The 24,730-nt window shown below is 73.7% G+C and carries 19 protein-coding genes; 11 read left to right on the top strand and 8 right to left on the bottom strand.

Translation table 11 applies throughout. From position 1 onward, the window contains the following. Positions 1-80: 80 nt before the first annotated feature. A complete protein-coding gene (locus tag CBP52_RS01825) occupies positions 81-1,790 on the bottom strand; it encodes an alpha-amylase family protein (protein WP_094179580.1) in 1,710 nt (569 codons plus the stop codon). Beyond that, on the bottom strand, positions 1,787-2,818 hold the full coding sequence (locus tag CBP52_RS01830; protein ID WP_094179581.1) for a TIGR03885 family FMN-dependent LLM class oxidoreductase: 1,032 nt from the start codon (positions 2,816-2,818) through the stop codon (positions 1,787-1,789). Before CBP52_RS01830 ends, CBP52_RS01825 begins: the two co-directional genes overlap by 4 nt. 124 nt (positions 2,819-2,942) lie before the next feature. Between CBP52_RS01830 and CBP52_RS01835 the strand changes: the two genes are divergently transcribed. The 5 genes from CBP52_RS01835 to CBP52_RS01855 all read left to right on the top strand — a co-directional run bounded on the left by CBP52_RS01835 (position 2,943) and on the right by CBP52_RS01855 (position 9,365). Beyond that, the gene (locus tag CBP52_RS01835) at positions 2,943-3,386 is read left to right on the top strand and encodes an SRPBCC family protein (protein WP_094179582.1); all 444 of its coding nucleotides are present in this window, start codon (positions 2,943-2,945) and stop codon (positions 3,384-3,386) included. A gap of 118 nt (positions 3,387-3,504) precedes the next feature. Next, the gene (locus CBP52_RS01840) at positions 3,505-4,989 is read left to right on the top strand and encodes an amino acid permease (protein ID WP_094179583.1); all 1,485 of its coding nucleotides are present in this window, start codon (positions 3,505-3,507) and stop codon (positions 4,987-4,989) included. Between the two features lie 402 nt (positions 4,990-5,391). Further along, a complete protein-coding gene (locus CBP52_RS01845) occupies positions 5,392-6,801 on the top strand; it encodes a dicarboxylate/amino acid:cation symporter (protein ID WP_094179584.1) in 1,410 nt (469 codons plus the stop codon). 182 nt (positions 6,802-6,983) lie between these two features. Beyond that, positions 6,984-8,408: an HNH endonuclease signature motif containing protein gene (locus tag CBP52_RS01850; protein WP_157732471.1), complete on the top strand. Its 1,425-nt coding sequence runs from the start codon at positions 6,984-6,986 to the stop codon at positions 8,406-8,408. 47 nt (positions 8,409-8,455) lie between these two features. Then, a protein-coding gene (locus CBP52_RS01855; RefSeq protein WP_232514570.1) for an IS5 family transposase occupies positions 8,456-9,365 on the top strand; the annotation gives its coding sequence in 2 pieces (ribosomal slippage) (positions 8,456-8,818 and positions 8,820-9,365; 909 coding nt in all). A 10-nt stretch (positions 9,366-9,375) separates the two neighbouring features. Here CBP52_RS01855 and CBP52_RS01860 read toward each other — a convergent pair. Further along, positions 9,376-10,365 carry an HNH endonuclease gene (locus CBP52_RS01860; protein WP_094179586.1) on the bottom strand — a complete coding sequence of 330 codons (990 nt, stop codon included), beginning with the start codon at positions 10,363-10,365 and terminating at the stop codon, positions 9,376-9,378. Positions 10,366-10,579: 214 nt separating this feature from the next. Here CBP52_RS01860 and CBP52_RS01865 point away from each other — a divergent pair, with 214 nt between their 5' ends. Further along, complete coding sequence (locus tag CBP52_RS01865) at positions 10,580-10,915, top strand: STAS domain-containing protein (RefSeq protein ID WP_094179587.1); 336 nt, start codon at positions 10,580-10,582, stop codon at positions 10,913-10,915. Between the two features lie 216 nt (positions 10,916-11,131). Then, entirely contained in the window at positions 11,132-12,619 is a 1,488-nt protein-coding gene (locus tag CBP52_RS01870) for an MATE family efflux transporter (protein WP_094179588.1), read from the top strand. Positions 12,620-12,655: 36 nt separating this feature from the next. Here CBP52_RS01870 and CBP52_RS01875 read toward each other — a convergent pair whose 3' ends face one another. The 4 genes from CBP52_RS01875 to CBP52_RS01890 form a co-directional block, all read right to left on the bottom strand. After that, the gene (locus tag CBP52_RS01875) at positions 12,656-14,311 is read right to left on the bottom strand and encodes an ATP-binding cassette domain-containing protein (RefSeq protein WP_094179589.1); all 1,656 of its coding nucleotides are present in this window, start codon (positions 14,309-14,311) and stop codon (positions 12,656-12,658) included. 219 nt (positions 14,312-14,530) lie between these two features. Further along, on the bottom strand, positions 14,531-15,436 hold the full coding sequence (locus CBP52_RS01880) for a DUF1524 domain-containing protein (RefSeq protein WP_232514614.1): 906 nt from the start codon (positions 15,434-15,436) through the stop codon (positions 14,531-14,533). Positions 15,437-15,529: 93 nt separating this feature from the next. Then, complete coding sequence (gene dinB, locus CBP52_RS01885; RefSeq protein WP_232514615.1) at positions 15,530-16,780, bottom strand: DNA polymerase IV; 1,251 nt, start codon at positions 16,778-16,780, stop codon at positions 15,530-15,532. A gap of 38 nt (positions 16,781-16,818) precedes the next feature. Beyond that, a complete protein-coding gene (locus CBP52_RS01890; protein ID WP_094179592.1) occupies positions 16,819-18,747 on the bottom strand; it encodes a DUF4914 family protein in 1,929 nt (642 codons plus the stop codon). 193 nt (positions 18,748-18,940) lie between these two features. Here CBP52_RS01890 and CBP52_RS01895 point away from each other — a divergent pair, with 193 nt between their 5' ends. Further along, positions 18,941-20,278 carry a glycoside hydrolase family 32 protein gene (locus tag CBP52_RS01895; RefSeq protein WP_094179593.1) on the top strand — a complete coding sequence of 446 codons (1,338 nt, stop codon included), beginning with the start codon at positions 18,941-18,943 and terminating at the stop codon, positions 20,276-20,278. 20 nt (positions 20,279-20,298) lie between these two features. Here CBP52_RS01895 and CBP52_RS01900 read toward each other — a convergent pair whose 3' ends face one another. After that, positions 20,299-21,963: a hypothetical protein gene (locus tag CBP52_RS01900; RefSeq protein ID WP_094179594.1), complete on the bottom strand. Its 1,665-nt coding sequence runs from the start codon at positions 21,961-21,963 to the stop codon at positions 20,299-20,301. 132 nt (positions 21,964-22,095) lie between these two features. Between CBP52_RS01900 and CBP52_RS01905 the strand changes: the two genes are divergently transcribed. From CBP52_RS01905 to CBP52_RS01915, 3 genes are read left to right on the top strand one after another with little or no spacing between them, the layout of a single operon-like run. Then, on the top strand, positions 22,096-23,571 hold the full coding sequence (locus CBP52_RS01905) for a glutamate synthase subunit beta (RefSeq protein ID WP_094179595.1): 1,476 nt from the start codon (positions 22,096-22,098) through the stop codon (positions 23,569-23,571). A 39-nt stretch (positions 23,572-23,610) separates the two neighbouring features. Next, on the top strand, positions 23,611-23,919 hold the full coding sequence (locus tag CBP52_RS01910; RefSeq protein WP_094182063.1) for a DUF1905 domain-containing protein: 309 nt from the start codon (positions 23,611-23,613) through the stop codon (positions 23,917-23,919). Positions 23,920-23,968: 49 nt separating this feature from the next. Further along, positions 23,969-24,730 carry an alpha/beta hydrolase family protein gene (locus tag CBP52_RS01915; RefSeq protein WP_094179596.1) on the top strand — a complete coding sequence of 254 codons (762 nt, stop codon included), beginning with the start codon at positions 23,969-23,971 and terminating at the stop codon, positions 24,728-24,730.

Genomic DNA, 24,730 nt, shown 5'->3' on the forward strand with positions numbered 1-24,730 from the left:
GCGCGGGGGCGGGACCGTGTCGCTCGGCTGTCTCGTCGCTCACGCCCGAGCCCGCCGCCGTGCCGCCCTCCAGGGCCGCCTCACAGGAGCCGGCGGTCCCCGTCCCGCACCACGCGCAGCCACCGGTAGCCGTACGCCGGCAGCTCGAGCTCGGCCCGGCCGCGCTCGTCGAGCTCGGTGTCGCCCGCCTGCAGCAGGTCCGCGAGCCGCACCGCCGGTCCGTCGTCCTCAGGCACGCAGTCGGGGAGGCGCAGCGGCACCGTGACCGCGCGCGGCGCGAAGTTGTGCAGCGCGACCATCGACCCGTCACCCCAGGTCACCCGGTGCGCGAGCACCGAGTCGTGCGGCTGGTCGAGGATCTCCACCTCGCGCGCCCACCCCAGCTCGGGGCACTCCCGGTACCGGTGCGCGAGCGTCGTGACGAACGTCAGCAGCGAGTCCGGGTCGCGGCGCTGCGCCGCGACGTTGACGTGCACGGGCGCGTACCCGTCCTCGACGACCGGCCCCGGCAGCCGGGACGGCGCCGCGCGGCTGAACCCGCCGTTGTGCCCCTCGTTCCACTGCATCGGCGTGCGCACCGCGAGCCGACCCTCGGCCGCGAGGTTCTCGCCCATGCCGATCTCCTCGCCGTAGAACAGCACCGGCGTGCCCGGCAGCGAGAACAGCAGCGAGTACACCATCCGCACGTGCCGCGGGTCGCCGTCGAGCATGGTGGGCAACCGTCGGCGCAGGCCACGCCCGTACAGCTGCATGTCCGGGTCCGGGCCGAACGCCGCGAACACCTCGGCACGCTCGTCGTCGGACAGCTTGTCGAGCGTCAGCTCGTCGTGGTTGCGCACGAACGTCGCCCACTGCGCGTCGTGCGGGATGGTCGGCCTCCCCGCGAGCGTCGTCGCGAGCGGGCGCGCGTCCTGCCGGGCCAGCGACAGGTACAGCTGCTGCATCCCGACGAAGTCGAACTGCAGCGTCAGCTCGGTGCCGTCCGCGGTCCCGTCCCCGTCGTCGTCACCGAAGAACCGGCGCTGCTGCTCGTACGGGAGGTTGACCTCGCCCATGAGGATCGCCTCGCCGTTGCGGCGCGTGAGGAACGAGCGCAGGTCGCGCAGGTAGTCGTGCGGGTCCTCCAGGTCGTCGTGCGGGGACTTGGCGGTGTCCGCCAGGAAGAACGGCACCGCGTCGACCCGGAACCCCGACAGCCCGAGCTGCGTCCAGTAGCTGACCACCTTCGCGATCTCGTCGCGCACCCGGGGGTTGGCGGTGTTGAGGTCCGGCTGGTGCCGGTAGAACCGGTGCCGGTACCACTCGCCCGTCGCCTCGTCGAGCGTCCAGATGCCCTGCTCCTGGTCGGGGAACACCACCTGGTCGCTCGTGTCCGGCGGCTTCGTCGCCGACCACACGTAGTAGTCGCGGTACGGCGAGTCCTTCGACCGGCGCGCCGAGCGGAACCACGGGTGCCGGTCGCTCGTGTGGTTCACGACGAGGTCCGCGATCACCCGGATGCCCCGGTCGCGCGCCGTGCGCACCAGCTCGACGAGGTCACCCACGTCGCCCAGCCGCGGGTCCACGCCCAGGAAGTCCGTGATGTCGTAGCCGTCGTCGCGGTCCGCGGTCGGGTAGAACGGCATGAGCCACAGGCACGTGACCCCCAGGTCCGCGAGGTGGTCGATGCGCTGGGTGAGGCCGTGCACGTCGCCGACGCCGTCGTCGTCCCAGTCCATGAACGTCTCGATGTCCAGGCAGTAGATCACCGCGGTCTTCCACCACAGGTCGCCCGTGTCGCGGACCCTCATGCGCGCACCTCCCGCAGCGCCGGGAGCAGGTGCTCGCCGGCCATGTCGAGGAAGCGGTCGAGCGTCGCGTCGCGCGGCGTCGCCGTCGGGGCGGCGCTGGGGTGCTTGTCGTCCGACACCCGCGGGTCGGTCGCCACCTGGTGCACGTAGACCGCGTCGAACCCGATCCCGACGAGGTCCGCGAGCCGGTCCGCGAGCCGAGCCGGGTCGTGCTCCACGAGCACCGACGCGCGCACCGCGTCGTCGGACACGTGCGGCGCGAGCGAGTCGAACGCCTCCGGGGTGTCGAGGTCCCACGCGAGCGGCGGCCCGAACACCTGCACCCCCCACTGCTCCCGCGCGACCGCGAGCGCCTCCGCCGGGTCCGGGGACCAGCTCACGTGCACCTGCAGCGCGACCGTGCCGCGTCCGCCCGCCTCCCGGTACGCACCCACGACCTCGCGCAGTCGCTCCGGATGCTGGTTCACCGTGACGAGGCCGTCGGCCCACTGCGCGTGGGCGGCCGCGGTCGCGGGTGTCACCGCGGGGCCGACCAGCCTCGGCGGCTCGTCGGGCAGCGTCCACAGCTTCGCGCGGTCCACGCGGACCAGACCGTCGTGCGAGACTTCCTCGCCCGCGAGCAGCGCCCGGATCACCCCGACGCACTCGCGCAGCCGGGCGTCGCGCACCCCCTTGGCGGGCCAGCCGTCACCGGTGACGTGCTCGTTGAGGTTCTCGCCCGAGCCCAGCGCGACCCAGAACCGCCCCGGGAACATCGCCGCGAGCGTCGCCGCTGCCTGCGCGACGATCACGGGGTGGTAGCGCTGGCCGGGCGCGTTGACCACGCCGAACGGCAGGCTCGTCGTCGCGAGCGCAGCACCCAGCCACGACCACGCGAACCCGGAGTGGCCTTGCGTCGCGCTCCACGGCGCGAAGTGGTCCGAGCACATGCCCGCGTCGAAGCCCACCTCCTGCGCGCGCTGCGCGGCGGCGAGCAGCCGGCCGGGGTGGACCTGCTCGTGCGAGTGATGGAACCCGATCGTCACCATGGTCGTCGTTCCTACCTGCACCCGGCCGGTTTCGCGCGCCGAGCGGCTCCCGGTCGCGGCACCGGCGCGCGGGACGCACCATGGACCCCACCCTCGGACGGGGGGCGGCGACGGAGGGGGAACCATGGTCACGGTCGTGCGACGCATGAGCTGCGCACCCGCCGCGGTGCTCGACGTCCTCGCCGACGGCTGGAGCTACGCCGCCTGGGTCGTCGGGACGTCGCGGATCCGGTCGGTCAGCCCCGACTGGCCCGTCGAGGGAGCCCGGATCGAGCACTCCGTGGGCCTGTGGCCCGCGCTCCTCGACGACGTCACCGACGTGCGCACGTGGGACCCCGAGCACGGCATCGACCTCGTGGCGCGCGGGTGGCCCGCGGGGGAGGCCGCCATCTCGATCCGCGTCAAGGCGAGCGGCGACGGGTGCCTGGTCCGCATCGACGAGGACGCGGTCCGAGGTCCGGGCACGCTCGTGCCGCGGCCCCTGCGCGCGGCCGTGCTGCGCGCGCGCAACACCGAGTCGCTGCGGCGCCTCGCGTACATCGCGGAGCGCCGCACCTCGTCGGACTGACGTCCCTTCTCGCGGTGCGCGACCTGGGACATTCTGGTCACCGACACCGCGCGCACGCGGGTCGCCTGCGCCAGACTTGCTCGCAGCCGGCGGGGCGGACGGACGAGGGAGACGGCGCATGAGCTTGCTGCGGACGAAGACGATCGAGCAGTCGCTGGCCGACGCCGACGAGCCCGAGTACCAGCTCAAGCGGTCGCTCGGGCCGCTCGACCTCATCGTCTTCGGCGTCGGCGTCGTCATCGGTGCCGGCATCTTCACGCTCACCGGGCGCGCGGCGCACGAGACCGCCGGCCCGGCGATCGTCCTGTCGTTCGTGGTCGCGGCGGTCTGCTGCGCGCTCGCCGCGATGTGCTACGCCGAGTTCGCGTCCACCGTGCCGGTGTCCGGCTCCGCGTACACCTTCAGCTACGCGAGCCTCGGGGAGCTGCTCGCCTGGATCGTCGGGTGGGACCTGCTGCTCGAGATGTTCCTCGGCGCGAGCGTCGTCGCGCAGGGGTGGAGCGCGTACCTCGGCACGTTCCTGTCCCAGGTCGGCCTCGACATCCCGGAGTCGATCGGGTACGGCGGCGTGGTGGACGTGCCGGCGGTCGTGCTGGTGCTCGTGCTCGGCGGGCTCATCACGATCGGCATCAAGGAGTCCATGCGGGTCAACCTCGTGCTCGTCGGGATCAAGCTGTTCATCGTGCTGTTCGTGATCTTCGCGGGCATCCAGTTCGTCTCGGCGGCCAACTACGAGCCGTTCGTGCCCCCGTCGCAGCCCACCGAGACCACCTCCGGCCTCACGCAGCCGCTGCTCCAGGCGATGCTCGGCATCGAGCCCGCCGCGTTCGGCGTGGGCGGGATCTTCGCGGGGGCGGCGCTCGTGTTCTTCGCCTACATCGGGTTCGACGTCGTCGCGACGACCGCCGAGGAGACCCGCAACCCGAAGCGCGACCTGCCGATCGGCATCATCGGCTCGCTGCTCATCTGCACGGTCCTGTACTGCGCGGTCGCGCTCGTCGTGACCGGGATGGTGCCGTTCGACGAGCTGTCGCCCGAGGCCGCCCTCGCCAACGCGTTCGAGGTGCACGGGCAGGACTGGATGGCGACCGTGATCTCCGCGGGCGCGGTCGCGGGGCTGACCACCGTGGTGCTGACGCTCATGATCGGCGCGTCCCGCGTGATGTTCGCGATGAGCCGCGACCACCTGCTGCCGCCCGGCCTAGCGAAGGTCCACCCGACGTTCCGCACGCCGTGGGTCATCACCGCGATCGTCACGGCGGTGTGCGCGGTCGTCGCCGGGCTGACCCCTGTGGGCGTGCTCGAGGAGATGGTCAACATCGGGACGCTGTCGGCGTTCGTCCTGGTCAGCATCGGGGTCATCGTGCTCCGGCGCACCCGCCCGGACCTGCCGCGCGCGTTCCGGGTGCCGTGGGTGCCCGTGCTGCCGATCGCCTCGGCCGCCATCTGCCTCTACCTCGCGCTCAACCTGCCCGTCGAGACGTGGCTGCGGTTCGTCGTGTGGCTCGCGATCGGGTTCGTCATCTACTTCACCTACTCCCGCGCGCACTCGCGGGTCGGGAAGGCCCAGGAGCCGGCGCGGACGCCGGTGCGGCCAGGCTGACCTGGCTCTTTGGTGGGATGAATCGGTCGTCGTACACTCGACGGGCGCTGTCGTCCCGGACCTGGGACGACGAGGCGCGCCCGACGAGTTCTCGACGAACTCCCGTCCCCGAGGAGCTGCTCCGCGTGAGCGCGTGGAACCTGACCGAGCGCCGTGCCGTCGACCTGTCCCTGGTCGCCAGCGCGCTCTGTCGCCGCGCACGCAGCTGGTGAGCCCGGCCCGCCCGGCCTGACCCTTCCTCGCGTCGGCGTCACGCCCGCGCTCCGCACCGACCTCCTGCGTCGGTCGTCCCCGCCGCGCCCTCGCGGCCCGCGCACCTTCGTCGGGCTCCGCCCGTCCCCGGTGCCGTCCCTCTGATCGCGGCACGACGCGCGTCGTCGTGCGCCCTCGAAAGGTCTCCACGTGTCCGACACGTCCACCCCTCCGACCGCCCGCACGCGGCGGCGGTTCCCCTCCTTCACCGTCCAGGTGGTGCTCGGCCTCGCCCTCGGCGTGCTGCTCGGCTGGGTCGCCCTCCGGCTGGGCCCCGTCGCCGACGGCTCCGAGAACTGGCTGACGACCACGCTCGACACCATCGGGTCGTCGTTCGTCACCCTGCTCAAGGCGATCGTCCCGCCGCTCGTCTTCCTCGCCATCGTCGCGTCCATCGCGAACCTGCGGCACGTCACCAACGCCGCCCGCCTCGCGGGCCAGACGCTGCTGTGGTTCGCCATCACCGCCGCGATCTCGGTCGCCGTGGGCATCGGCCTCGGGCTGCTGTTCCAGCCCGGCGCGCGCTCCACCCTCGACCCCAGCACCGGCAGCGAGCCCACCAGGACCGGCTCCTGGATCGACTTCCTCAACGGTCTGATCCCGGGGAACTTCCTCGGTCTCGGCGCCTCGACCCAGGTCGAGGACGGCACCGCGAGCACGTCGATCTCGTTCAACGTGCTGCAGATCGTCGTCGTCGCGCTCGTCGTCGGCATCGCCGCGCTGCGCACCGGCAAGGCGGCCGAGCCGTTCCTCGCGTTCAACCGGTCCGCGCTCGCCGTGGTCCAGAAGGTCCTGTGGTGGGTCATCCGCCTCGCGCCGCTCGGGACCCTCGGCCTCATCGGCAAGGCCGTCGCCACCTACGGGTGGGACCTGCTCTCGCCGCTCGCCACCTACGCCGCCGCGATCTACACCGGCCTGCTCGTCGTGCTGCTCGTCGTGTACCCCGTGATCCTGCGGGCGCACGGGCTGCACGTGCTGTCGTTCTTCCGCGGCGCGTGGCCCGCGATCCAGCTCGCGTTCGTCTCGCGGTCATCGGTCGGCACGCTGCCCGTGACGCAGCGCGTCACCGAGCGGAACCTCGGCGTGCCGTCCTCGTACGCGTCGTTCGCCGTGCCGCTCGGCGCGACGACCAAGATGGACGGTTGCGCCTCGATCTACCCGGCCATCTCCGCGATCTTCGTCGCCCAGATCTTCGGGATCGACCTGTCCGTCACGGACTACCTGCTCATCGCGTTCGTGTCCGTCGTCGGGTCCGCGGCCACCGCCGGTCTCACCGGCGCGGTCGTCATGCTCACGCTCACGCTCTCGACCCTGGGGCTGCCGCTCGCCGGCGTCGGGCTGCTGCTCGCGATCGACCCGATCCTCGACATGGGCCGCACCGCCGTGAACGTCGCAGGCCAGGCGCTCGTGCCGACCGTCGTCGCACGGCGCGAGGGCATCCTCGACCTCGAGCGGTACCGGTCCGCGTCGGTGGAGGACCTGTTCTCCGACGACGAGCCCGTGACGGTCGTCGAGGCGCAGGACCCGGCCGCGAGCCGTGAGCCGGTCGCGGTGGGCTGATGCCGGCCTTCCGGGCGTCTGCGCACCACGAAGGGCCCCGATCGCCTGCGGGCGGTCGGGGCCCTTCGTGGTGCGCGGGGTGACGCCTGGTGCGACAGCCCGTCCACAGATGTCGCGCCGAGGCCTTGCGGGTGCGTGCCGGATGGAACACTTGTTCGAGGAGTGGGGAGGAGGTGAGTCCGGTGCGGGAGACATCGGTGCCGATGCGCGCGTCCATGCCCGGCCGCACCCTGGTCGAGTGGCCGGCCCATCCGCCGGTGTTCCCGCGACCCGGGGCGACCGCGTCCGAGCTCGCGGCGCTCCTGGAGGCCATGCAGGCGGGCGATGCCGACGACGTCGCGCTCCTCGAGCAGGTCGTCGGGTGGCAGCAGCTCGTCGGGGTGGCCCTCGCCGCGCAGGCGCGCGCCGTCCGCGAACTCGTCGCGCGCGGGTACGACGCGACAGGCGTGCTCGCCGACGAGATCGCCTCGGCGCTAGCGAGCACTCGCACCGCCGCGCAGGTGCTCGTCTCACGAGCCGCGGGCCTCGGTGAGCTCCCCGCCGTCGAGACCGCGCTGCGTGACGGTGCGATGGACTCGCGCAAGGTCGACGCCGTCCTCGACGAGCTCGCCGCGCTCGTCGTCGGCACCGACGCGCTGCCCGACGTGGCGGCTGTCGACGCCGCAGCGAACGCGGTGGCGCAGATCGCGGCCGAGAGGGCCGGCGACCTCACGCCGACGCAGCTGCGGCGTGTCGTACGGCGCGAGGTCATCGCCGTCGACCCCGCCGCGGCGCGCGAACGGTCGCGCCGGGCCGTCGAGCAGCGGCGCGTCGAGACCGGGTGGGCGCCGGACGGCATGGCCTGGGTGTCGGCCTTCGTGCCTGCGCCGGACGCCATGCTCGTGAAGGCCGTGCTCGACGCGGCGACCGAGCCCGTCGACGCCCACGACCACCGCACACGCGACCAGCGACGCGCCGACGTGCTCGTGTCGATCTTCCGGACGATCGCCGACCAGGGGGCCCTCCCGTGCGGGACGTCCGTGCCCGGCAGGCGCGGCGCGCGTCCGCAGGTCCAGGTGACCGTCGCGGCCTCGACGCTGCTCGGCCTCGACGAGAACCCCGCCGAGCTCGCCGGGTACGGGCCGCTGCCCGCCGATGTCGCACGCCAGGTCGCGCAGGACGCCACCTGGCGACGCCTGCTGACCGACCCCCTGGACGGGACGCTCGTCGAACGGTCCACCCGCGCGTACCGGCCGGGCCGCGTGCTCGGCGGGCACGTCTCGGCGCGCGACCAGACCTGCACGTTCCCCGGCTGCGTCCGCCCGGCCGCCTCGTGCGAGCTCGACCACGTCGAGCCTTGGCGCGAGGCGCCGGCCGCCGCGGCGGCGAGCGGGGACCCGCCGCAGACCCGCGCCGACAACCTCCAACCGCTCTGCAAGGGGCACCATGACCTCAAGACGAAAGGTCTGTGGAAGGCGCGGCGCAGTGTTCCGGACGGCGGCGTCGAGTGGACATCGCACCTCGGTGTCCGGTACCTGGTGCGACCGCAGCCCGTCCTGTCCGCCCCCACCTCGCCGCAAGCGGGTCGGTCGCGCGTCGCGCGAGTCCGCGACGACGCTGCGCCCTAGGGCGTGTCTCCTAACTCTGAGGTGAGGTGCCTGTCAGACTCGCGGTCGTGAGTCGGTTCCGGGTGTTGACGGATGAGCAGTGGGCGCGGATCGAGCCGTTGCTGCCCTCGAACGTGGGCAAGGTGGGTCGTCCGTTCGGTGATCACCGCACGGTGGTCGAGGGCATCGCCTACCGGTACCGGACCGGGATCCCGTGGCGGGACCTGCCTCGTGAGGCGTTCGGGCCGTGGCAGACAGTGTGGAAGCGGCACAAGCGGTTCGCCGACGACGGGACGTGGGACCGGGTCTGGGCTCAGCTGCTGGCCGAGGCCGACGCCGTCGGGCAGATCGACTGGACGGTGTCGGTGGACTCCACGATCAATCGGGCTCACCAGCACGCGACGAACACGACCCGCCCCGAGCAGGACACAGGGGGCTTCGTCGAATCACAAGAACCCGCGTGGCGACGCCGTCCACAGTGAACCTGCAGGTCACGGCATCGGACGGTCGCGTGGCGGGTTGACCAGCAAGATCCATCACGCCGTCGACGGTCGTGGCCGCCCGCTGGCTGTGGTGGTGACCCCGGGTCAGTCGCACGACGGGCGCGCGCTCGAGGCCGTCCTGGCCGACATCCGGGTCCCGCGCGTCGGTGCCGGGCGCCCGCGCACGAGGCCGGACGTCGTGCTCGGAGACAAGGCGTACTCCTCGCGCGGCACCCGGTCCATGCTGCGCCGACGCGGGATCACGGCCGTCATCCCCGAACCGTCCGACCAGCAGGCCAACCGCAAACGTCGCGGCGCCCGAGGCGGACGGCCGCCGAACTTCGACCGCGAGACCTACAAGAAGCGCAACGTCGTCGAGCGCTCGTTCAACCTGCTCAAGCAGTGGCGCGGACTGGCCACCCGCTACGACAAGCACGCCACCATCTACCGCGCAGGCGCCGTCCTGGCCGCCATCATCACCTGGCTACGCAGTTAGGAGACACGCCCTAGACCGGGACGAGGTCCTTCCAGCGCCGTCGGGACGACCGGTGGTGCTCGGCGAGCAGGTCCGGCGACGGGCGCAGCTCGATCGGGACGCGGACGGGAGCGGCGTCCAGCTGACGCAGTGAGGGGTAGCGCGAGAGAAGGGGAGGTGCCACGACCGAGTGCCACGACTCGGGGTCGATCGTCACCAGGAGCCGGTCGAACAGGCGGTGCACGTCCGCGCGGAGCAGCAGCCCTCCGTCGACGTGGTGCTCGCCGTGGTCGGCGTACGAGTACAGGTGTGCCGCGTCGAGCACCTCGCGTGGCTGCGTGCCGGTGATCGCGCACGTCGTGCCGAACCTGTCGAACATCGCGTCGCGGAACCTCTGCTGACCGACCCGCTGTCGTGCGACCGCCTCGACGTGACCGCCGGGCAGGTCGCGTGACTCGACCAGGATGTCCAGCTGCAGCGCCCCCTCGACACCGCTGTGGAAGGCCAGCATCTCGATCGTCGGAACCGGGTCGAGCCGGCGGATCGCGTTCTGCCTGTCTCGTCCCGCGTACAGCGACTCGAGGGCCTTGACCGGCGCAGGGGAGCTCAGGCTCGTCCACCATGTCGAGTAGTCCGCGACGTACAGGGTCACGTCCTTCGGGACGAGGTTCGGCTCGTCGAACTCCTCCTTGCAGTCGTTGCACCGGTAGCGGGGGCTCTTGCGTGCGCGCGTCGACAGGTCGCTGGACTCGCAGCGCACGCACCGCTCCATGATCGTGACCCCGTCGCGGCTGGTGACATGGTCGACGACGCCGAACCCGAGGACGAGGTGGTCGTCACGCAGGACGAGGACGTCGCCGACGGACACCCGCGTGTGGTTGACGACGTGGGAGTCGTACTTGTACCTCGTGCCGAGGACGTCGCCGTAGAGGTTGCCCAGGGGGTCGGTCGCGCGGGTGAAGCAGCTCCAGAAGGTCCGGTCCGGTGACCGGACGTCGACCGTCCGCGGGCGCGCCTCCACGGGTCGAGCTCAGCACCGTCGGGCCCGCCGGGGCAAGGACGTGCCCGAGCTTCACTCGTGCGCGCGTGCACCTCGTCGGGAACGAGACGGGTGCCCGGGGCGTTGTCCCGGTGACGGTGTGAGCGGGATCGCTCCCGCACGGGTGGCGGGCGCGCCGCGAGCGCGTACTGTCACACCGGCTGCGAGTGAGGTCGAGGGCGGACGAGGAGACGAAGTGGTCGCTGCGGGGGAGATCCGCGTCGAGGCGGAGCCCGGGCTGACGGTCGTCCGCATGGTCGGGGAGGTCGACGTCGCGCTCCGGGAGCAGGCGAGCAGCTCGATGGTCGCGGCGCTCACGAGTGACTTCCCGATCGTGATCGACGCGTCCGAGGTGACGTTCATCGACTCGTCCGGGCTCGCGTTCGTGATGCAGCTGTTGCGCGCGGCGCGGGAGTCGGGGCTCGTGCTGTCGCTGCGTGACCCGAGCCGGGCGGTCCGGGACGTCCTGGAGATCGTCGGGGCGGCGTCGCTCCTGCCGGCGGACGAGGACGAGGTGGCCCCGGTCGCCTGACCTCGGGGTGGCGCCCGGTGAGGTTGCCCGGGCGGGTGTGAGCGGACCGACATCGTCGTCTGCGAGAGAACCCCGGAAAATCACTGGTGAGCGACGGTCGTAACGATACGATCGTATCGATACGACCTCGCGCGGCGCAGGTCGGCCCACCGCACCGGTGCGTGGGGTCGACCTCGTCGGGCCCGCCCACCCGACCCCCCGGAGCGCTGTTCCCTCATGGCCAAGGTCCTCACGACCGGCCGCCCCTGGCGCGTCATCCTCGTCTTCTGCATCCCGCTGCTCATCGGCAACGTCGTCCAGCAGCTCTACCAGATCGCCGACGCCATGATCGTCGGCCGCACGCTCGGGGTCGACGCGCTCGCCGCGGTCGGGTCGACGGGCAGCCTGTTGTTCCTGCTGATCGGGTTCGCGTGGGGGATGACCTCGGGCTTCGCGATCCCGACCGCTCAGGCGTTCGGCGCCGGTGACCACGCGGCCGTGCGGCGGTCGGTGGCCACCGGTGCGGTCCTCACGGGCGTCGCCAGCGTCGTGATCTCGGTCGGCGCCGTGCTACTGACCGGGCCGGCGCTGCGCCTCCTGCAGACGCCACCCGAGCTGTTCGACCAGGCGCACACCTTCGCGGTCGTGAGCTTCGCGGGCTCCGTCACGACCATGTTCTACAACTTCCTCGCAGCGGTGATCCGCGCGATCGGTGACTCCCGCACGCCGCTGGTGTTCCTCGCGGTGAGCTGCGTGCTGAACATCCTGCTCGTCCTCGCGATCGTGCGCGGCGCCGGGTACGGGGTCGGTGGCGCGGCGCTCGCGACCCTCGTCTCCCAGGGCGTGTCCGTCGCGCTGTGCCTCTGGTACGTCAGCAAGCGCGTCCCCGTCCTGCACGTGGGCCGAGCCGACTTCCGGCTGACCCGCGAGGACGTGACGCGTCACCTGCGGCTCGGCCTGCCGATGGGCTTCCAGGCCTCGATCATCGCCATCGGCGCGCTCGCGGTGCAGCTGCGCCTGAACGAGCTCGGTGCGGACGCGGTCGCGGCCTACACCACGGCCGCCCGGGTCGACGGCCTGGCCGTCGCGCTGCTCGCGTCGCTCGGCCTGGCGGTCTCCACGTTCACGGCCCAGAACCTCGGTGCGGGACGCCCGGACCGGATCCGTCGCGGCGTCGTCCAGGGCGTCGGGATGTCGGTCGCCGGGTCGCTCGTCCTGGGCGTCGTGCTGGTCGGCTTCGGCGGGATGATCGTCGAGCTGTTCGTCGGGCCCGGCGAGCAGCGCGTGGTCGACATGGCCGCGCAGTTCCTCACGGTGAACGGGGCGATGTACTGCCTGCTCGGCGTCCTGTTCGTGCTGCGCGGCGCGCTGCAGGGGCTCGGGCAGGCGGCCGTGCCGACGATCACGGGGATCATCGAACTGGTGATGCGGGTCGGTGCGGCGATGGTCCTCGGCTCGGCGTTCGGGTACGCGGGCGTCGTCTGGAGCAACCCGCTCGCCTGGGTCGGTGCCGTGGTGCTGCTGGTGCCCGCGTACCTGCGCGCGCACCGGGCGATGGCCGTCGCCCGCCCGGCGTCCGGTCCGCAGCCCCGGTCGGGCGTCGAGCCGGTCCTCGTGGAGGGCCCCGCCGAGGGGTCGCTCGTCGTCGAGGCGGTCGTGCCGCAGCCGCGCAGCCGCGACGAGCGTCTGCTCGACGAGCCGGACGTCCCTGCGCCCACGCGCTGACGCGCGGGCGCAGGGACGGTGCACCGTCCCGACCGGTCAGTGCGGGAGGGTCACCTCGCGCAGAGCGCCGTCCGGCCCGAGCTCGAGCACGCGGTCCAGGCCGAGCCGCCCCAGGAAGTGCTCGTCGTGGCTGACGACGACCAGCGCCCCCCGGTAGGCGTCGAGCGCGGCGACGAGCTGGTCGACCGTGGTCAGGTCCAGGTCGTTCGTCGGCTCGTCGAGCACCAGCAGCTGGGGCGTGGGGTCGGCGAGCAGGAGCCGTGCGAGCGCGACCCGGAACCGCTCGCCGCCGGAGAGGGTCCCGACCGGCCGGCGCACGGTGTCGCCGCGCAGGAGCAGGCGTGCGAGCCGGTTGCGCAGCTCACGATCCGGCACCGTGGGCGCCGCCGCGCCGACGATCGTCAGCGCGCTGTCCTCGTCGTCCAGGTGCCACGACCGCTGGGGGAGGTAGCCGACGAGGTGCGTGAACCGGCGCACGCGGTCCGGGTCGACGGGCAGGTCGGGTCGGTCCGCCGCGGTGCCGACCAGCAGCTCGACCAGCGTCGTCTTGCCGACGCCGTTCGCGCCGACGACGCCCACCCGCTCGGGCCCCTGGACCCGCACGACACCACCCGCGACGTCCGCAGCGCCCGGCAGCTCGGCGATGCGCCGTCCGCGTGGGACGTCCGGGTCGGGCAGGTCGAGGTGGACCGCCTCGTCGTCCCGCAGCCGGGCCGCCGCCGCGTCCGCGGCCGCACGGCTCGTCGCGAGCCGCTCGTCCATGGTGCGCCGGTGCCGGCTGGCCGAGACCTCGGACTTCGACGCCCAGGCGTTGAGCACGATCGGCGCGGCCTTGGCGTTCGCCGCCATGGCCCGTCCCTGCCGGGCACGGCGTGCGAGCTTGGTCTCGGCCTCGACCCGCTGCCGCTTCTCGACCTTGACCTGCTGCTCCGCCGACCGCGCGGCGCGGGCCGCGGCTGCCTGCTCGGTGTCGAGCCAGGACCGCCACGACGAGTACGGGCCGCCGTGCACCGTCAGGCGGTGCGCGTACAGCTCGGCGACCTCGTCCATCTCCTCGAGCAGCGCGACGTCGTGCGACACGACGACGAGCGCGCCGGGCCACGCGCGCAGCTCGGAGCGGAGCGCGGCACGTGCGTCCCGGTCGAGGTTGTTCGTGGGCTCGTCGAGCAACGTGACCGCCGCCCGGCGCAGGCGAAGCCCCGTGACCGCGACGAGCACGGCCTCTCCTCCCGACAGCGTCGCCGACGCCCGGTCCAGGTCGCGGGCGTCCAGGCCGATCGGGCGCAGCGCCTCGGCGGCTCGGGACTCGACGTCCCACGCGTCGCCGACCGCCTCGAACAGCTCCTCGCGGGAGTCGCCCGACTCGATCGCGCGCAGCGCGGCGAGCGTGGCCCCGACGCCGAGGAGGTCCGCGACCGTCGACGTCGTGTCGAGCGCGACGTGCTGCGGCAGGTAGGCGACTTCGCCCGCGGCGGTGACCGTGCCGGTCGTCGGCGCGAGGTGACCCGCGGCCAGGCGCAGCAGGGTCGACTTGCCGGAGCCGTTGGCGCCGAGCAGGCCCGTGCGGCCGGGCCCGAAAGACCCTGTGACGCCGTCGAGCGTGACCGCGCCGTCCGGGTGGACGAAGGTGACGTCGGTGAAGGTGAGGCTGGAGCGCGCGTGGGCGCGCGCGGAGGTGGTGGGCGTGGACATACGAGCTCCCGGGGTTCGACGAGTGCGCGAACCCGGTGCCCTCGCCGACGCGGCGGGGCTTCGGGTCAGCGCGGCTGGTGCGGCGCGAACCGGGTGCCCGTCATGATCACCACCTAGGTCGACGACAAGGACGTCCGAGCCTCGCACGGGGGTCGTCCTCGGGGCGAGCGAATTACCAGGGGTCGCGATCGTGCGGCCGACGACGCGCGTGTGCCGCTGCTACTCGCAGGCGATCCCGTCGCCGTCCCCGTCGAGCCCGGGGCGGTACCCCGGGTCGCCCGCGTGGAGGGGTGCCGCACCCGCGGCGCGGGCGTCCGCGCAGCTCGCGAAGGACCCGGCCGGTGGCGGCGTCGGCGCCCCGCCGGTCGTCGCGCGGCGGGGCGTGACCGGGCTGGGTGGGCTGAGGGCCTCGTCGGGGCAGGAGCGCAGCACGCGCGCGATCGCGTCGTGCTCGGCGGCCGTGACCCGCAGTGCGTAGGCCTGCTTCACCGCGACCTGCCGCGCGACGTACGCGCACCGCGAGCCGCGCGCGGGCGGCAACCACGTGGCGGCGTCACCCGAGCCCTTGGCGGCGTTCAACGTGCCGTCGACGGCGAGCAGGTTGAGCGGGTCGTTCGCGAACGCCTCACGCGTCGCCCCGTCCCACCGCTGCGCACCCTTCTGCCACGCGTCGGCGAGCGCGACCACGTGGTCGACCTGCACCGCCCCCGACGTCGCGGCACCGCGCTCGAAGGCGATCGTCCGGCCCGAGTACGGGTCGACGAGCGTGCCGGAGAGCACCACGCACCCGTCGGCGCGCACCACGGCGTCGACGAGGTCGCGGCGCAGGATGTCGTTGCGCGTGTCGCACCCGTTGCGGTCCGCGTCGACCGCGCGATATCCGAACAGGTCGCGGTCGTACCCGGTGAGCGGGGCCCGGCCCGCGACGACGAGCCGGTCGAGCGCCGCGACCGCCGGCCCGGGGTCCGTGGTGGCGGTGGGAGGGGGCGGAGCCGCGTTCCCGCGTGCCGATGCGGTCGGGTCCGCCGATGCGGTCGCGGGTGGGGGTTCCGCCGGCTGGGTCGACGGGCCGAGCGAGACGTCCGAGCAGCCGGCGAGCGTGAGTGCCGCGAGCAGTCCCGCCACGGCGCACACCGGACGGACCCGCCCGCGCCTCCAGCCGTGCACGCGTCCCCACCCTGTCGACTCCGGCGCGCCACCTGCGTGCCTGCGACCAGATCATCGGCGTCCGCGGGCCGTGACCTGCGCAGGTCCGCGTGTCGGTCGCGTCACGTCGTCGAGCTGCGGGGCCTCGAACCCGTCGCCGACGACGAGCAGGCTCGCGCGCTGCACGGCGCGGGAGCCGAACCGGTCCGCGAGCGAGTCGACCGTGCGGTCGAGCTCGTCGTGCGGCGGCGACAGCGGCAGCGGTGGCTGCACGACGGTGTCGCTCGCGAGCCCGGTGAGCGCGACACCGACGAGCGTGATCCCTCGCGCCGCGACGAGGTCCCGGGCCGCGTCGAGCAGCCCCAGCGCCGCGTCACGCAGCTCGTCGCTCGAGGCGGTGCCGAACGCGAGCGACCGTGACCGGGTCGCGCGCGAGAAGTCGGCGAACCGCAGCCGCAGCACGACGGTCCGCGCCGTCAGGTGCCCGGCGCGCATCCGGCGGCAGACCCGGTCCACGAGTCCCAGGAGGGCGGCGCGCACGTCCTCGGGGGAGTGCGGCCCCCGGCCGAGCGCGCGCTGGGCGCCGACCGAGCCGCGCGCCCGGTCGGTGACCACGCGCTCCGGCGTGCGGCCGTGCACGACCGCGTACAGGTGCGACCCGGCCGCGGGCCCCAGCAGCCCGCGCAGCACGCGCTCGTCGAGTGCCGCGACGTCGCCGGCGGTGCGCAGCCCGTACCCGTGCAGCCGCGTCGCCGTGCTCTCGCCGACGCCCCACAGGGTCTCGACGGGCAGCGGGTGCAGGAACGCGTCCTCGTCGTCGGGTGCGACGACGAGGAGCCCGTCGGGTTTCGCGACGCGGCTGGCGACCTTCGCGAGGAACGGCGTGCGCGCGACCCCGACCGTGATGGGCAGCCCGACCTCGTCGCGCACCCGGGTGCGGACCCGTGCGGCGTGCTCGGCGGGCACGGTCGGGTCGGCGCGGCGCAGCCCTCGCACGTCGAGGAACGCCTCGTCGATCGACACGCCCTGCACCTGCGGCGTCACGTCCCGGAAGATCGCGAACACCTCGCGGCTCGCCTCGACGTACGCGTCGAACCGTGGCCGCACGACGATCAGGTCGGGGCACAGACCGCGCGCCTGCCGGCCGCCCATCGCGGTCCGCACGCCGCGCCGCTTCGCCTCGTACGACGCGGCGAGCACGACGCCCCCGCCGACCGCGACGGGACGCCCGCGCAGGCGCGGGTCGTCACGCTGCTCGACCGACGCGTAGAACGCGTCGAGGTCGGCGTGCAGGATCGTCGCATGCCGGGACTCCACGAACACATGTTCGACCCGGCCACCCACACGCGCCAGGTGTCAGCTCACAGGTGCAGGGGCGTGAGCGCCTCGTAGTCCTCGACCGAGCCGTCCTTCAGCACCACGTCGATGATCGCTCGGCCCAGCGGGTCGAGGTCGTCGGTGAGGTACTGCTCGAGCTCGGAGCGGAAGAACGAGGAGATGATGCGCGCGCCCTCGTCGTACGCCTCGACACCCACCTGCGACTGCATCTCGGGCGCGAGCCACGTGGGCCGCACGAGCTGACCGTCGAGCTTCATCTCACGCAGCGTGTAGCCGAACAGCGGGCAGCGCGCGGGCGTGAGCTGGTCGCGCCGCACGCGACCGCCACCGCGGCGGGCGAGGTACTCGCGGGTCATCCACTCCGCGGCGAACCCGACCTGGTAGGCGCCGATGTGCTGGTTCGGCGTCAGGACGTAGCGCGTGCGGTGCGCGTCGACGAGCTGACGCAGCAGCAGGTTCGCGGCCGCGACCTTGGTGCCGGTCGAGAACGGCCAGTACGACCCGACGCCCTCGGACACCATGCCGCCGTGCTTGATGACCTTCCGCTCCGACGCGGACTCGCCGATCGACGGGTTCTTGTCACCGCGCGGTGCGATGAGGCGCCACACCCATGCGAGCGCGGGTGGGACGAAGTGCGTGACGCCCATGATCCCGTAGGTCGGGTTCTCCCGCGTGCACGCGGGCATCCGCACGCCGAACGTGCGGACGTCGACGTGCTCGGGCTTCGACACGACGTTGCGGATCATCGAGCGGTCGATCACCACACGCGGGTTGGGGCACGGCTTGCCGTTCGAGTCGAGCGTGTGCTCCCACGGCAGGACGGTCGCGTCGGGCACGCCCGCGATGTTGAAGAACACGAGCGGCTTGTCGGGGTGGATGCAGGCGCGCTCGAAGTTCGGGTCCTCCCCGTACGAGCGCATGTTGTCGACGCGGACGAACCAGCCGGCCTCGGCGTCGGCGATGACGAGGCGGCCGTCGCCGTCCTGCAGCGACGAGTGGCACAGGGTCATGTCGTCCGTGACGGGCGCGAGCGCGCTCGACTCGGCGAGCGTGATGACGTACGGCTCCTGGGTGACGACGTTCGTGCCGAGCAGGATGCGGCCGTCCTCCTGGCGCCGGAACTCCTGGCACATCTCCGACTTGCCGCCGCCCGAGGCGCCCTCGTGCATGACGACGGTCTCGTTGTCGTACGGGGTGGTGACGCGCACCGCCGAGGCGTGCGCGGTGATCCAGCCCTCGCGCTCGCCGATGTCGAGCAGCACCGAGAACACGCCCTTCTTGGCGCTCGGCCCCGGGTAGAGGTTGTAGGCGAACACCTCGTGGAGCTCAGGCGTGCGGTCGTGCACGACGGCCTGACGGCCGTGGAACACGGTGTGCCGGAAGGGCGGCGCGACGTACAGGATGGAGCGCGGCGCGAACTCGCCGTGCTGCTCGACGAGCTCGTCGAACGTCACCCAGCCCTGCAGGTCGACCAGGGCGAGCGCGAAGAAGGCGGCGTTGACCGGGACGAGCGCGAGCGACGGGTAGCCGAACGTGGGCCCGCCGGCCTTGAACGGCACGACGACGAGGTCCTGGCGCCCGAGCCACTCGAGCGTCGCCGTCTTGGTCGGTGCGAAGTCCTCGCCCATGACGTCGCGGTAGCGCGGCTTGTCGGTGGGCAGGTCGTCGGCGATGCGCATGCAGTCCGGGTCACGCCGGCGCATGTAGTCCTCGGGGTAGTTCACGGCGACGCCGTTACGGCAGCGCGTGACCGTGGCCTCGACGATCCGGCGGACGCCCTCGTCCGTCTCGACGTCGTACGCGACCTCGTGGATCGGTCCGCCCACGGGCCCGAGGGTGAGCCGGTACAGCTCTTCGCGCGTCTGCGGGACGAGCACGCGGGGGCTCGCGTCGAGCGCGGCGCGCACGGCGGGCGGCAGGTGGACTGCGGACAGGGCCGTCAGGGTGTCCACGGGTGCTCCCTTCGTCGGGGACCCGTCCGGCGAGCCCGACGTGAGACGGGCGCGAGAACACCGGTACGCGGTCCGCACTTGACTCGCAGATTACGTGCCGTGAACGGGGGCGGACTGGGACCTGGGTCACAGGCGCGCCCGTCGTCGCAGGTCGGCCTACCGTGATCGGCAGAGCCCGACGAAAGGGGGAGCGATGAGCTGGCCCGTCGCGCACTTCACGACCGGTGGCACCTGGATGAACGACCCCAACGGGCTGGTCCACCGTGACGGGGTGTGGCACCTGTTCATGCAGCACAACCCGGACGGCGACGACTGGGGGTCGATCGGGTGGGGCCACGCGACGTCGCGCGACCTGGTGACGTGGCGGTGGGAGGGGCATGCGCTGCCCGCGACGCCCGACGAGATGGCGTTCAGCGGCTGCGTCGTCTCCGACCGCCTCGACACGGCCGGGTTCGCGCGCGACGACGACGGACCCGCCGGGCCGATGGTCGCGGTGTTCACGAGCCACCACGCGTCCTCCTCTCCGCGCGCGGGCACCGAGACGCAGTCGCTCGCGGTCAGCCACGACGAGGGTCGGACCTTCGCCCGCTGGGCGGGCAACCCGGTGATCGATGTCGGTCGCCAGGACTCGCGCGACCCGCAGGTGCGCTGGGACCCCGGTGCGGGGCACTGGCGGATGGCGCTCGCGGACCCGCGCGGGAGGCGCGTCGAGCTGTGGACGTCGCGAGACCTGCGCGCGTGGCGGCAGGTCTCGACGTTCGGGCCGCACGGGTCGGTCGAGGGGCAGTGGGAGTGCCCCGACCTCGTGCGCGTGCCGGTCGCCGGCGGTGACTCCACCGCGTGGGTGCTGCTGGTCAACGTGGACCGCGGCGGCCCCACGGGCGGTGGCTCGGCGACCCAGTACGTCGTCGGTGAGTTCGACGGCACCACGTTCACGGCGGCGCACGACGACACGCGCTGGCTCGACCGAGGGCACGACCACTACGCGGCGGTGACCTTCGCCGACGCCCCCGACGGCCGGGCGGTGTCGCTCGGCTGGGCCGGGTCCTGGCTGTACGCGCGTGACCTGCGGGGGGAGCCGTGGGGCGCGACCATGACGCTCGCACGGGACCTCGAGCTGGTCCCCGAGAGCCCCGGGGCCGAGGTCCGCTCGCTCGCGGACCTCGTCGTGCGCTCCGTGCCGGTGCTGCCCGCCGGCCCGCTGCCGGGCCTGGCGGTGCATCGCGTCCGCGTCGCGCGAGCGGAGCGGCGCGAGCTCGTCCTGCACGCCCGCCCGGACCCCGCGCTGCGGCTCGGGCTGCGTGTCGAGGGGGGACCCGCCGAGCGGCTGCTCGTCGTCGACCGGGCGCGGTGCGCGCCGGCCGCGGTCCCGCCCGAGCACCACCGCGCCGCCGTCGCGCTGCCCGACCGGGACGTCGACCTGCTCGTCGTCGCCGACGCCGGCGTCGTCGAGGTGTTCGCCGACGAGGGCCGCATCGCGCTGACGGAGCAGGTGACGCGCCGGGCGGTGCTCAGCGAGCTCGCGGGCTGAGCACCGCCCGGTACGGGTCGTCAGCGGGTCGGGGGACCGACCGTGTCCGTGCGCACGCCGAGGAACGTGGGCGTGCCGTCGTCCGGGACGAGCACGGCGACGGCAAGCACCTTGCGCAGCTCCAGCGCATGGTGCCGCCCGGTCTGCCCGACGGCCCGCGCGAACGCCTCGTCGGTGAACGCGAGCGTCGCGTCGCCGCCGACCGCGGCCTGCGTGTGGTCCACGCTGAACGTCGCGGTCACCAGGACGCCGCCCTCGACGACCGCGACCTTGGGTGCGCCGTCGCCCGGGTCCAGCGCGTCGTCACCCGAGCCGACCGCGCGGATCGTCGCACGCTCCAGGCGGGAGTTCACGCCGTCGCCGACGATCTCCTCGCGCAGCCGCGCGAGCCGGTCGGGCACGGTCAGCTCACCCTTCTCGCCGGTCTCGAGGTACGCCACGACCTGGTCCGACACGGCCTGGGCCGCGGCGACCTGCGCGGGGCTCGGCCGCGACGCGGCCCCGGGCGCGAGCGCCCGCACCTTCTCGTCGCCGATCTCGACGGACGCGCTCATCCGCCACGGGTCGAGCACGCCGTCGCGCTCGAACACGAGCAGCGCGCGCTCCGGCTTCTTCTCGTCCGCGTCGGCCATCGTGCCGGTGACCGCGAACCACATCGGGTACCCGGTGAAGCTCGGGGAGACGAGCGAGGAGGCATCGGGCGTCGTCGTGAGGGCCGTGCCCGCGGTCTCGGCCTCGCCGCTCTCCTCGGCGTACCGGGTGGAGTGCAGGTCCGAGCGCAGGATGATGCCGCGGTCGGCCGTGGCCCAGCCCGACGCGTCGTGCGTGCGGGAGGCGAGGTCGATCGCCGCGTTGTTGCGCTCGTCGTAGGACGCCAGCGCCGCGGTCAGCTCGTCGCGCTCCAGCCCGGGCCGCGTGATCTCGGCGGTCGTGACGCGCTGCGGGACCGCGGTGCACCCCGCGAGCGCGACGACGCACAGGACGGGGACGGCCCACCGCAGGGGGCGCCGCGTCGAGCGCAGGTGCGTCCCGGCGGGGACGGCCTCGGGTGCGGTCACCTCAGGCGCCGCGGCGCTCCGCTCGGCCGCGCGCTCGCGCCGCCGGCGCCGGCGGCGGGCCAGGACCGGCAGCGTGAGCAGGACGAGCCCGAGGGCAGCCGCGGCGAGCCCCGCGACGAACGCGTGCGCGACGACGAGGCCGAACGACACCGTGACCGCCGCGCGCTTCCCGGCGGCGAGCACGGCGACGCTCGTCGGCGTGCCGTCGAGCTCGAGCGTGAGCGCCTGCGCCCCACGGCCGTGGACCGAGCGGTCCCACAGGTCGAGCGACGACGCGGCGACGGCCGGCGCCGGAGCCGTGCCACGCACGGTGCCCGTGGCGCCGTCGAGCGGCGTGACCGTCGTGACGCGCAGCTGGCGCGTGTCGCCCAGGTAGCTGTCCACGTCGATCGGGTTGCCGGCGCCGACGAACACCGGGCCGCCCGCGCTCTCGGCAGTGACGCGCAGCGTGGCGTCGCGGTAGCCCAGCAGGTCGGGGACGGTGGTCGCGGCGCGCACGCCGTCGGGCAGCGGGCTCGCGGGTGTGTCCGCGGTGTCGTCGGGGCCGAAGACGACGGCGACGGCGACACCGACGACGAGCAGGAGACCGCCGAGCACGGCGGCGAGGACGAGGAGCGTTCGACGCATGAGGTTCCCCTGGTTGGTGGTCGACGCCGGACCTTAGCCGGAACGAACAGGACGTATCGGGCGTCGTCCACAGGGTGCGGTCGGGACCTTCGGCGCGCCCCGGGCGTGCCGGGCGGGTCTACGGTCGCGCCCATGGCCGATCCCCGCGGTTTCCTGCGCACGCGTGAGCGCGAGCTCCCGCGCGACCGCCCGGTCGCGGTCCGGATCCTCGACTGGGCGGAGGTGCACCGGCACCCGACGGGCGAGGCCGACGCGCTCGCGGTGCTGCACCGCCAGGCCGGGCGGTGCATGGACTGCGGTGTGCCGTTCTGCCACCACGCCTGCCCGCTCGGGAACCTCGTCCCCGAGTGGAACGACCTCACGTGGCGTGCGCAGTGGCGCGACGCGTCCGACCGGCTGCACCAGACCAACAACTTCCCGGAGGTCACCGGGCGGGTGTGCCCGGCGCCGTGCGAGACGGGGTGCGTGCTCGGCATCAACCAGGCGCCGGTCACGATCCGCAACGTCGAGCTGTCGGTGGTCGAGGAGGCGTTCGACCGCGGCCTGGTGACGCCGGCGGTGCCGCAGCGCATGACCGGCCACACGGTCGCGGTGGTCGGGTCGGGGCCTGCTGGCCTGGCCGCGGCGCAGCAGCTCACGCGCGTGGGCCACACCGTCACGGTGTACGAGCGGGCCGCCGCGCCCGGCGGGCTGATGCGGTTCGGCATCCCGGAGTACAAGCTGCCCGCGGCGGTGCTGGAGCGGCGTCTGGACGTCATGCGTGCCGAGGGCACGGTGTTCCGGTGCGGGGTCGAGGTCGGCCGCGACATCGGCGGCGACGAGCTGCGCCTGCGGCACGACGCGGTCGTCGTCACGGTGGGCTCCACGGTGCCGCGTGACCTCGGTGTGCCGGGGCGAGCGCTGCGCGGCGTCATGCCGGCGATGGACTATCTGGTACCCGCGAACCACGCGGCGGTGGGCGAGCCGGTGCCGGGCGCACCCGTCGCGACCGGGCTCGACGTGGTCGTCGTCGGCGGGGGTGACACCGGGGCCGACTGCGTGGGGACCGCGGTGCGTCAGGGGGCGCGCTCGATCACCCAGCTCGAGATCATGCCGCCCGCGCCGCACGAGCGTCCGGCGGAGCAGCCGTGGCCGACGTACCCCGCGGTGTTCAAGATCTCCACGTCGCACGAGGAGGGCGGTGAGCGGCTGTTCGCGGTGAGCACCACCGAGCTCGTCGGCGACGACGACGGTCGCGTGGCCGGCCTGGCGCTGCAGGACGTGCGCCGCGGCGCCGACGGCGCGTTCGAACCCGTGCCGGGCACGCAGCGGGTGCTGCCCGCGCAGCTCGTCCTGCTCGCGCTCGGTTTCACCGGGCCCGAGCGGGGCTCGCTCGCCGACGAGCTCGGGCTCGAGGTCGGCCCGCGCGGCGCGTTCGTGCGCGGCGACGACTTCACGACCGGCACCCCCGGGGTGTTCGTCGCGGGCGACTGCGGGCGGGGCCAGTCGCTCGTCGTGTGGGCCATCGCGGAGGGCCGTGCGGTGGCCGCGGCGGTCGACCGCCACCTGACCGGGGGCACGCAGCTGCCCGCGCCGATCGCCGCGAGCACGGTCGCGCTGCGCGCCTGACCTGCGCCCGTGTCAGCGGGGCGCGGCATGATCGGCGCCGTGGATGTGGACTTCGAGGCCCGGCTGCGGCTGTGGGACGCGCGCAAGCACGACTCGTGGACGTTCGTCGACCTGCCGACGGACCTGGCCGACGAGATCGCCGACGCCGCCGAGGGTGTGTCGCGCGGGTTCGGGTCGGTGCGCGTCGAGGCGACGATCGGGACGACGACGTGGCGCACGTCGATCTTCCCGGGCGCCGAGACGTACGTGCTGCCGATCAAGGCGGCGGTGCGCCGCCGGGAGTCGGTCGAGGCCGGTGACGTCGCACGCGTCCGGCTGCGGCTGGTCGACGTGGACGGCCCGGCCTGAGCACCGCCGCGCGCGTGGCAGGCTGGGGCTCTCGACCAGGAGGTCCGCGATGGCGCTGCTCACCTGCCACTTCTTCTCCGACGCGCTCGGCGTCAGCACGGCGGCCACGGTCGTCCTGCCCCAGGCCACGCAGACCCAGATCGGGATGCGGGGCGTGGCGGACGACGCGCCGCCACCCGTGCTGTACCTGCTGCACGGGCTGAGTGACGACGAGACGATCTGGACGCGCCGCACGTCCGTCGAGCGGTACGCCGCACGCCACGGCGTCGCGGTCGTGATGCCGCGCGGCGGCCGCTCGTTCTACGCCGACGAGGTGCACGGCGGTGCGTACTGGACACACCTGACGGTCGAGCTGCCGGCGGTCGTCGCGTCGTTCTTCCGGGTGTCGACACGGCGCGAGGACACGTTCGTCGCGGGCCTGTCGATGGGCGGCTACGGAGCGTTCAAGTGGGCGCTGCGCCGGCCCGAGCGGTTCGCCGCGGCGGCGTCCCTCTCGGGGGCGTTGGACGTCGCGGGCGACGCGCACCTGTGGGACGCCGAGGCGCCGCAGGTGTGGGGCGGGCGTCCGCCGGGTCCCGACGACGACCTCGTCGCGCTCGTCGAACGGGCCGACCCGGCGGCGCTGCCCGCGTTGTTCGTCTCGTGCGGGACGCAGGACTTCCTGCACGGCGCGAACCTGCGCTGGCTCGAGGCGGCGCGCCGCCGCGGCGTGGACGTGCACGCGGACGTCGACGGGCCGGGGGACCACGACTGGGAGTACTGGGACGCGTCGATCCAGGACGTGCTCGACTGGCTGCCGCTGCGGCGCTGA

The organism is Cellulomonas sp. PSBB021 (assembly GCF_002240455.1).
GTDB classification, from domain to species: domain Bacteria; phylum Actinomycetota; class Actinomycetes; order Actinomycetales; family Cellulomonadaceae; genus Cellulomonas; species Cellulomonas uda.

Bases quoted from the DNA above. Each gene is read 5' to 3' on its own strand.
- CBP52_RS01915 (WP_094179596.1), top strand. From the start codon at position 23,969: ATGGCGCTGCTCACCTGCCACTTCTTCTCCGACGCGCTCGGCGTCAGC.
- CBP52_RS01895 (WP_094179593.1), top strand. From the start codon at position 18,941: ATGAGCTGGCCCGTCGCGCACTTCACGACCGGTGGCACCTGGATGAAC.
- CBP52_RS01825 (WP_094179580.1), bottom strand. From the start codon at position 1,790: ATGAGGGTCCGCGACACGGGCGACCTGTGGTGGAAGACCGCGGTGATC.
- CBP52_RS01900 (WP_094179594.1), bottom strand. From the start codon at position 21,963: ATGCGTCGAACGCTCCTCGTCCTCGCCGCCGTGCTCGGCGGTCTCCTG.
- CBP52_RS01905 (WP_094179595.1), top strand. From the start codon at position 22,096: ATGGCCGATCCCCGCGGTTTCCTGCGCACGCGTGAGCGCGAGCTCCCG.
- CBP52_RS01840 (WP_094179583.1), top strand. From the start codon at position 3,505: ATGAGCTTGCTGCGGACGAAGACGATCGAGCAGTCGCTGGCCGACGCC.
- CBP52_RS01835 (WP_094179582.1), top strand. From the start codon at position 2,943: ATGGTCACGGTCGTGCGACGCATGAGCTGCGCACCCGCCGCGGTGCTC.
- CBP52_RS01875 (WP_094179589.1), bottom strand. From the start codon at position 14,311: ATGTCCACGCCCACCACCTCCGCGCGCGCCCACGCGCGCTCCAGCCTC.
- CBP52_RS01870 (WP_094179588.1), top strand. From the start codon at position 11,132: ATGGCCAAGGTCCTCACGACCGGCCGCCCCTGGCGCGTCATCCTCGTC.
- CBP52_RS01830 (WP_094179581.1), bottom strand. From the start codon at position 2,818: ATGGTGACGATCGGGTTCCATCACTCGCACGAGCAGGTCCACCCCGGC.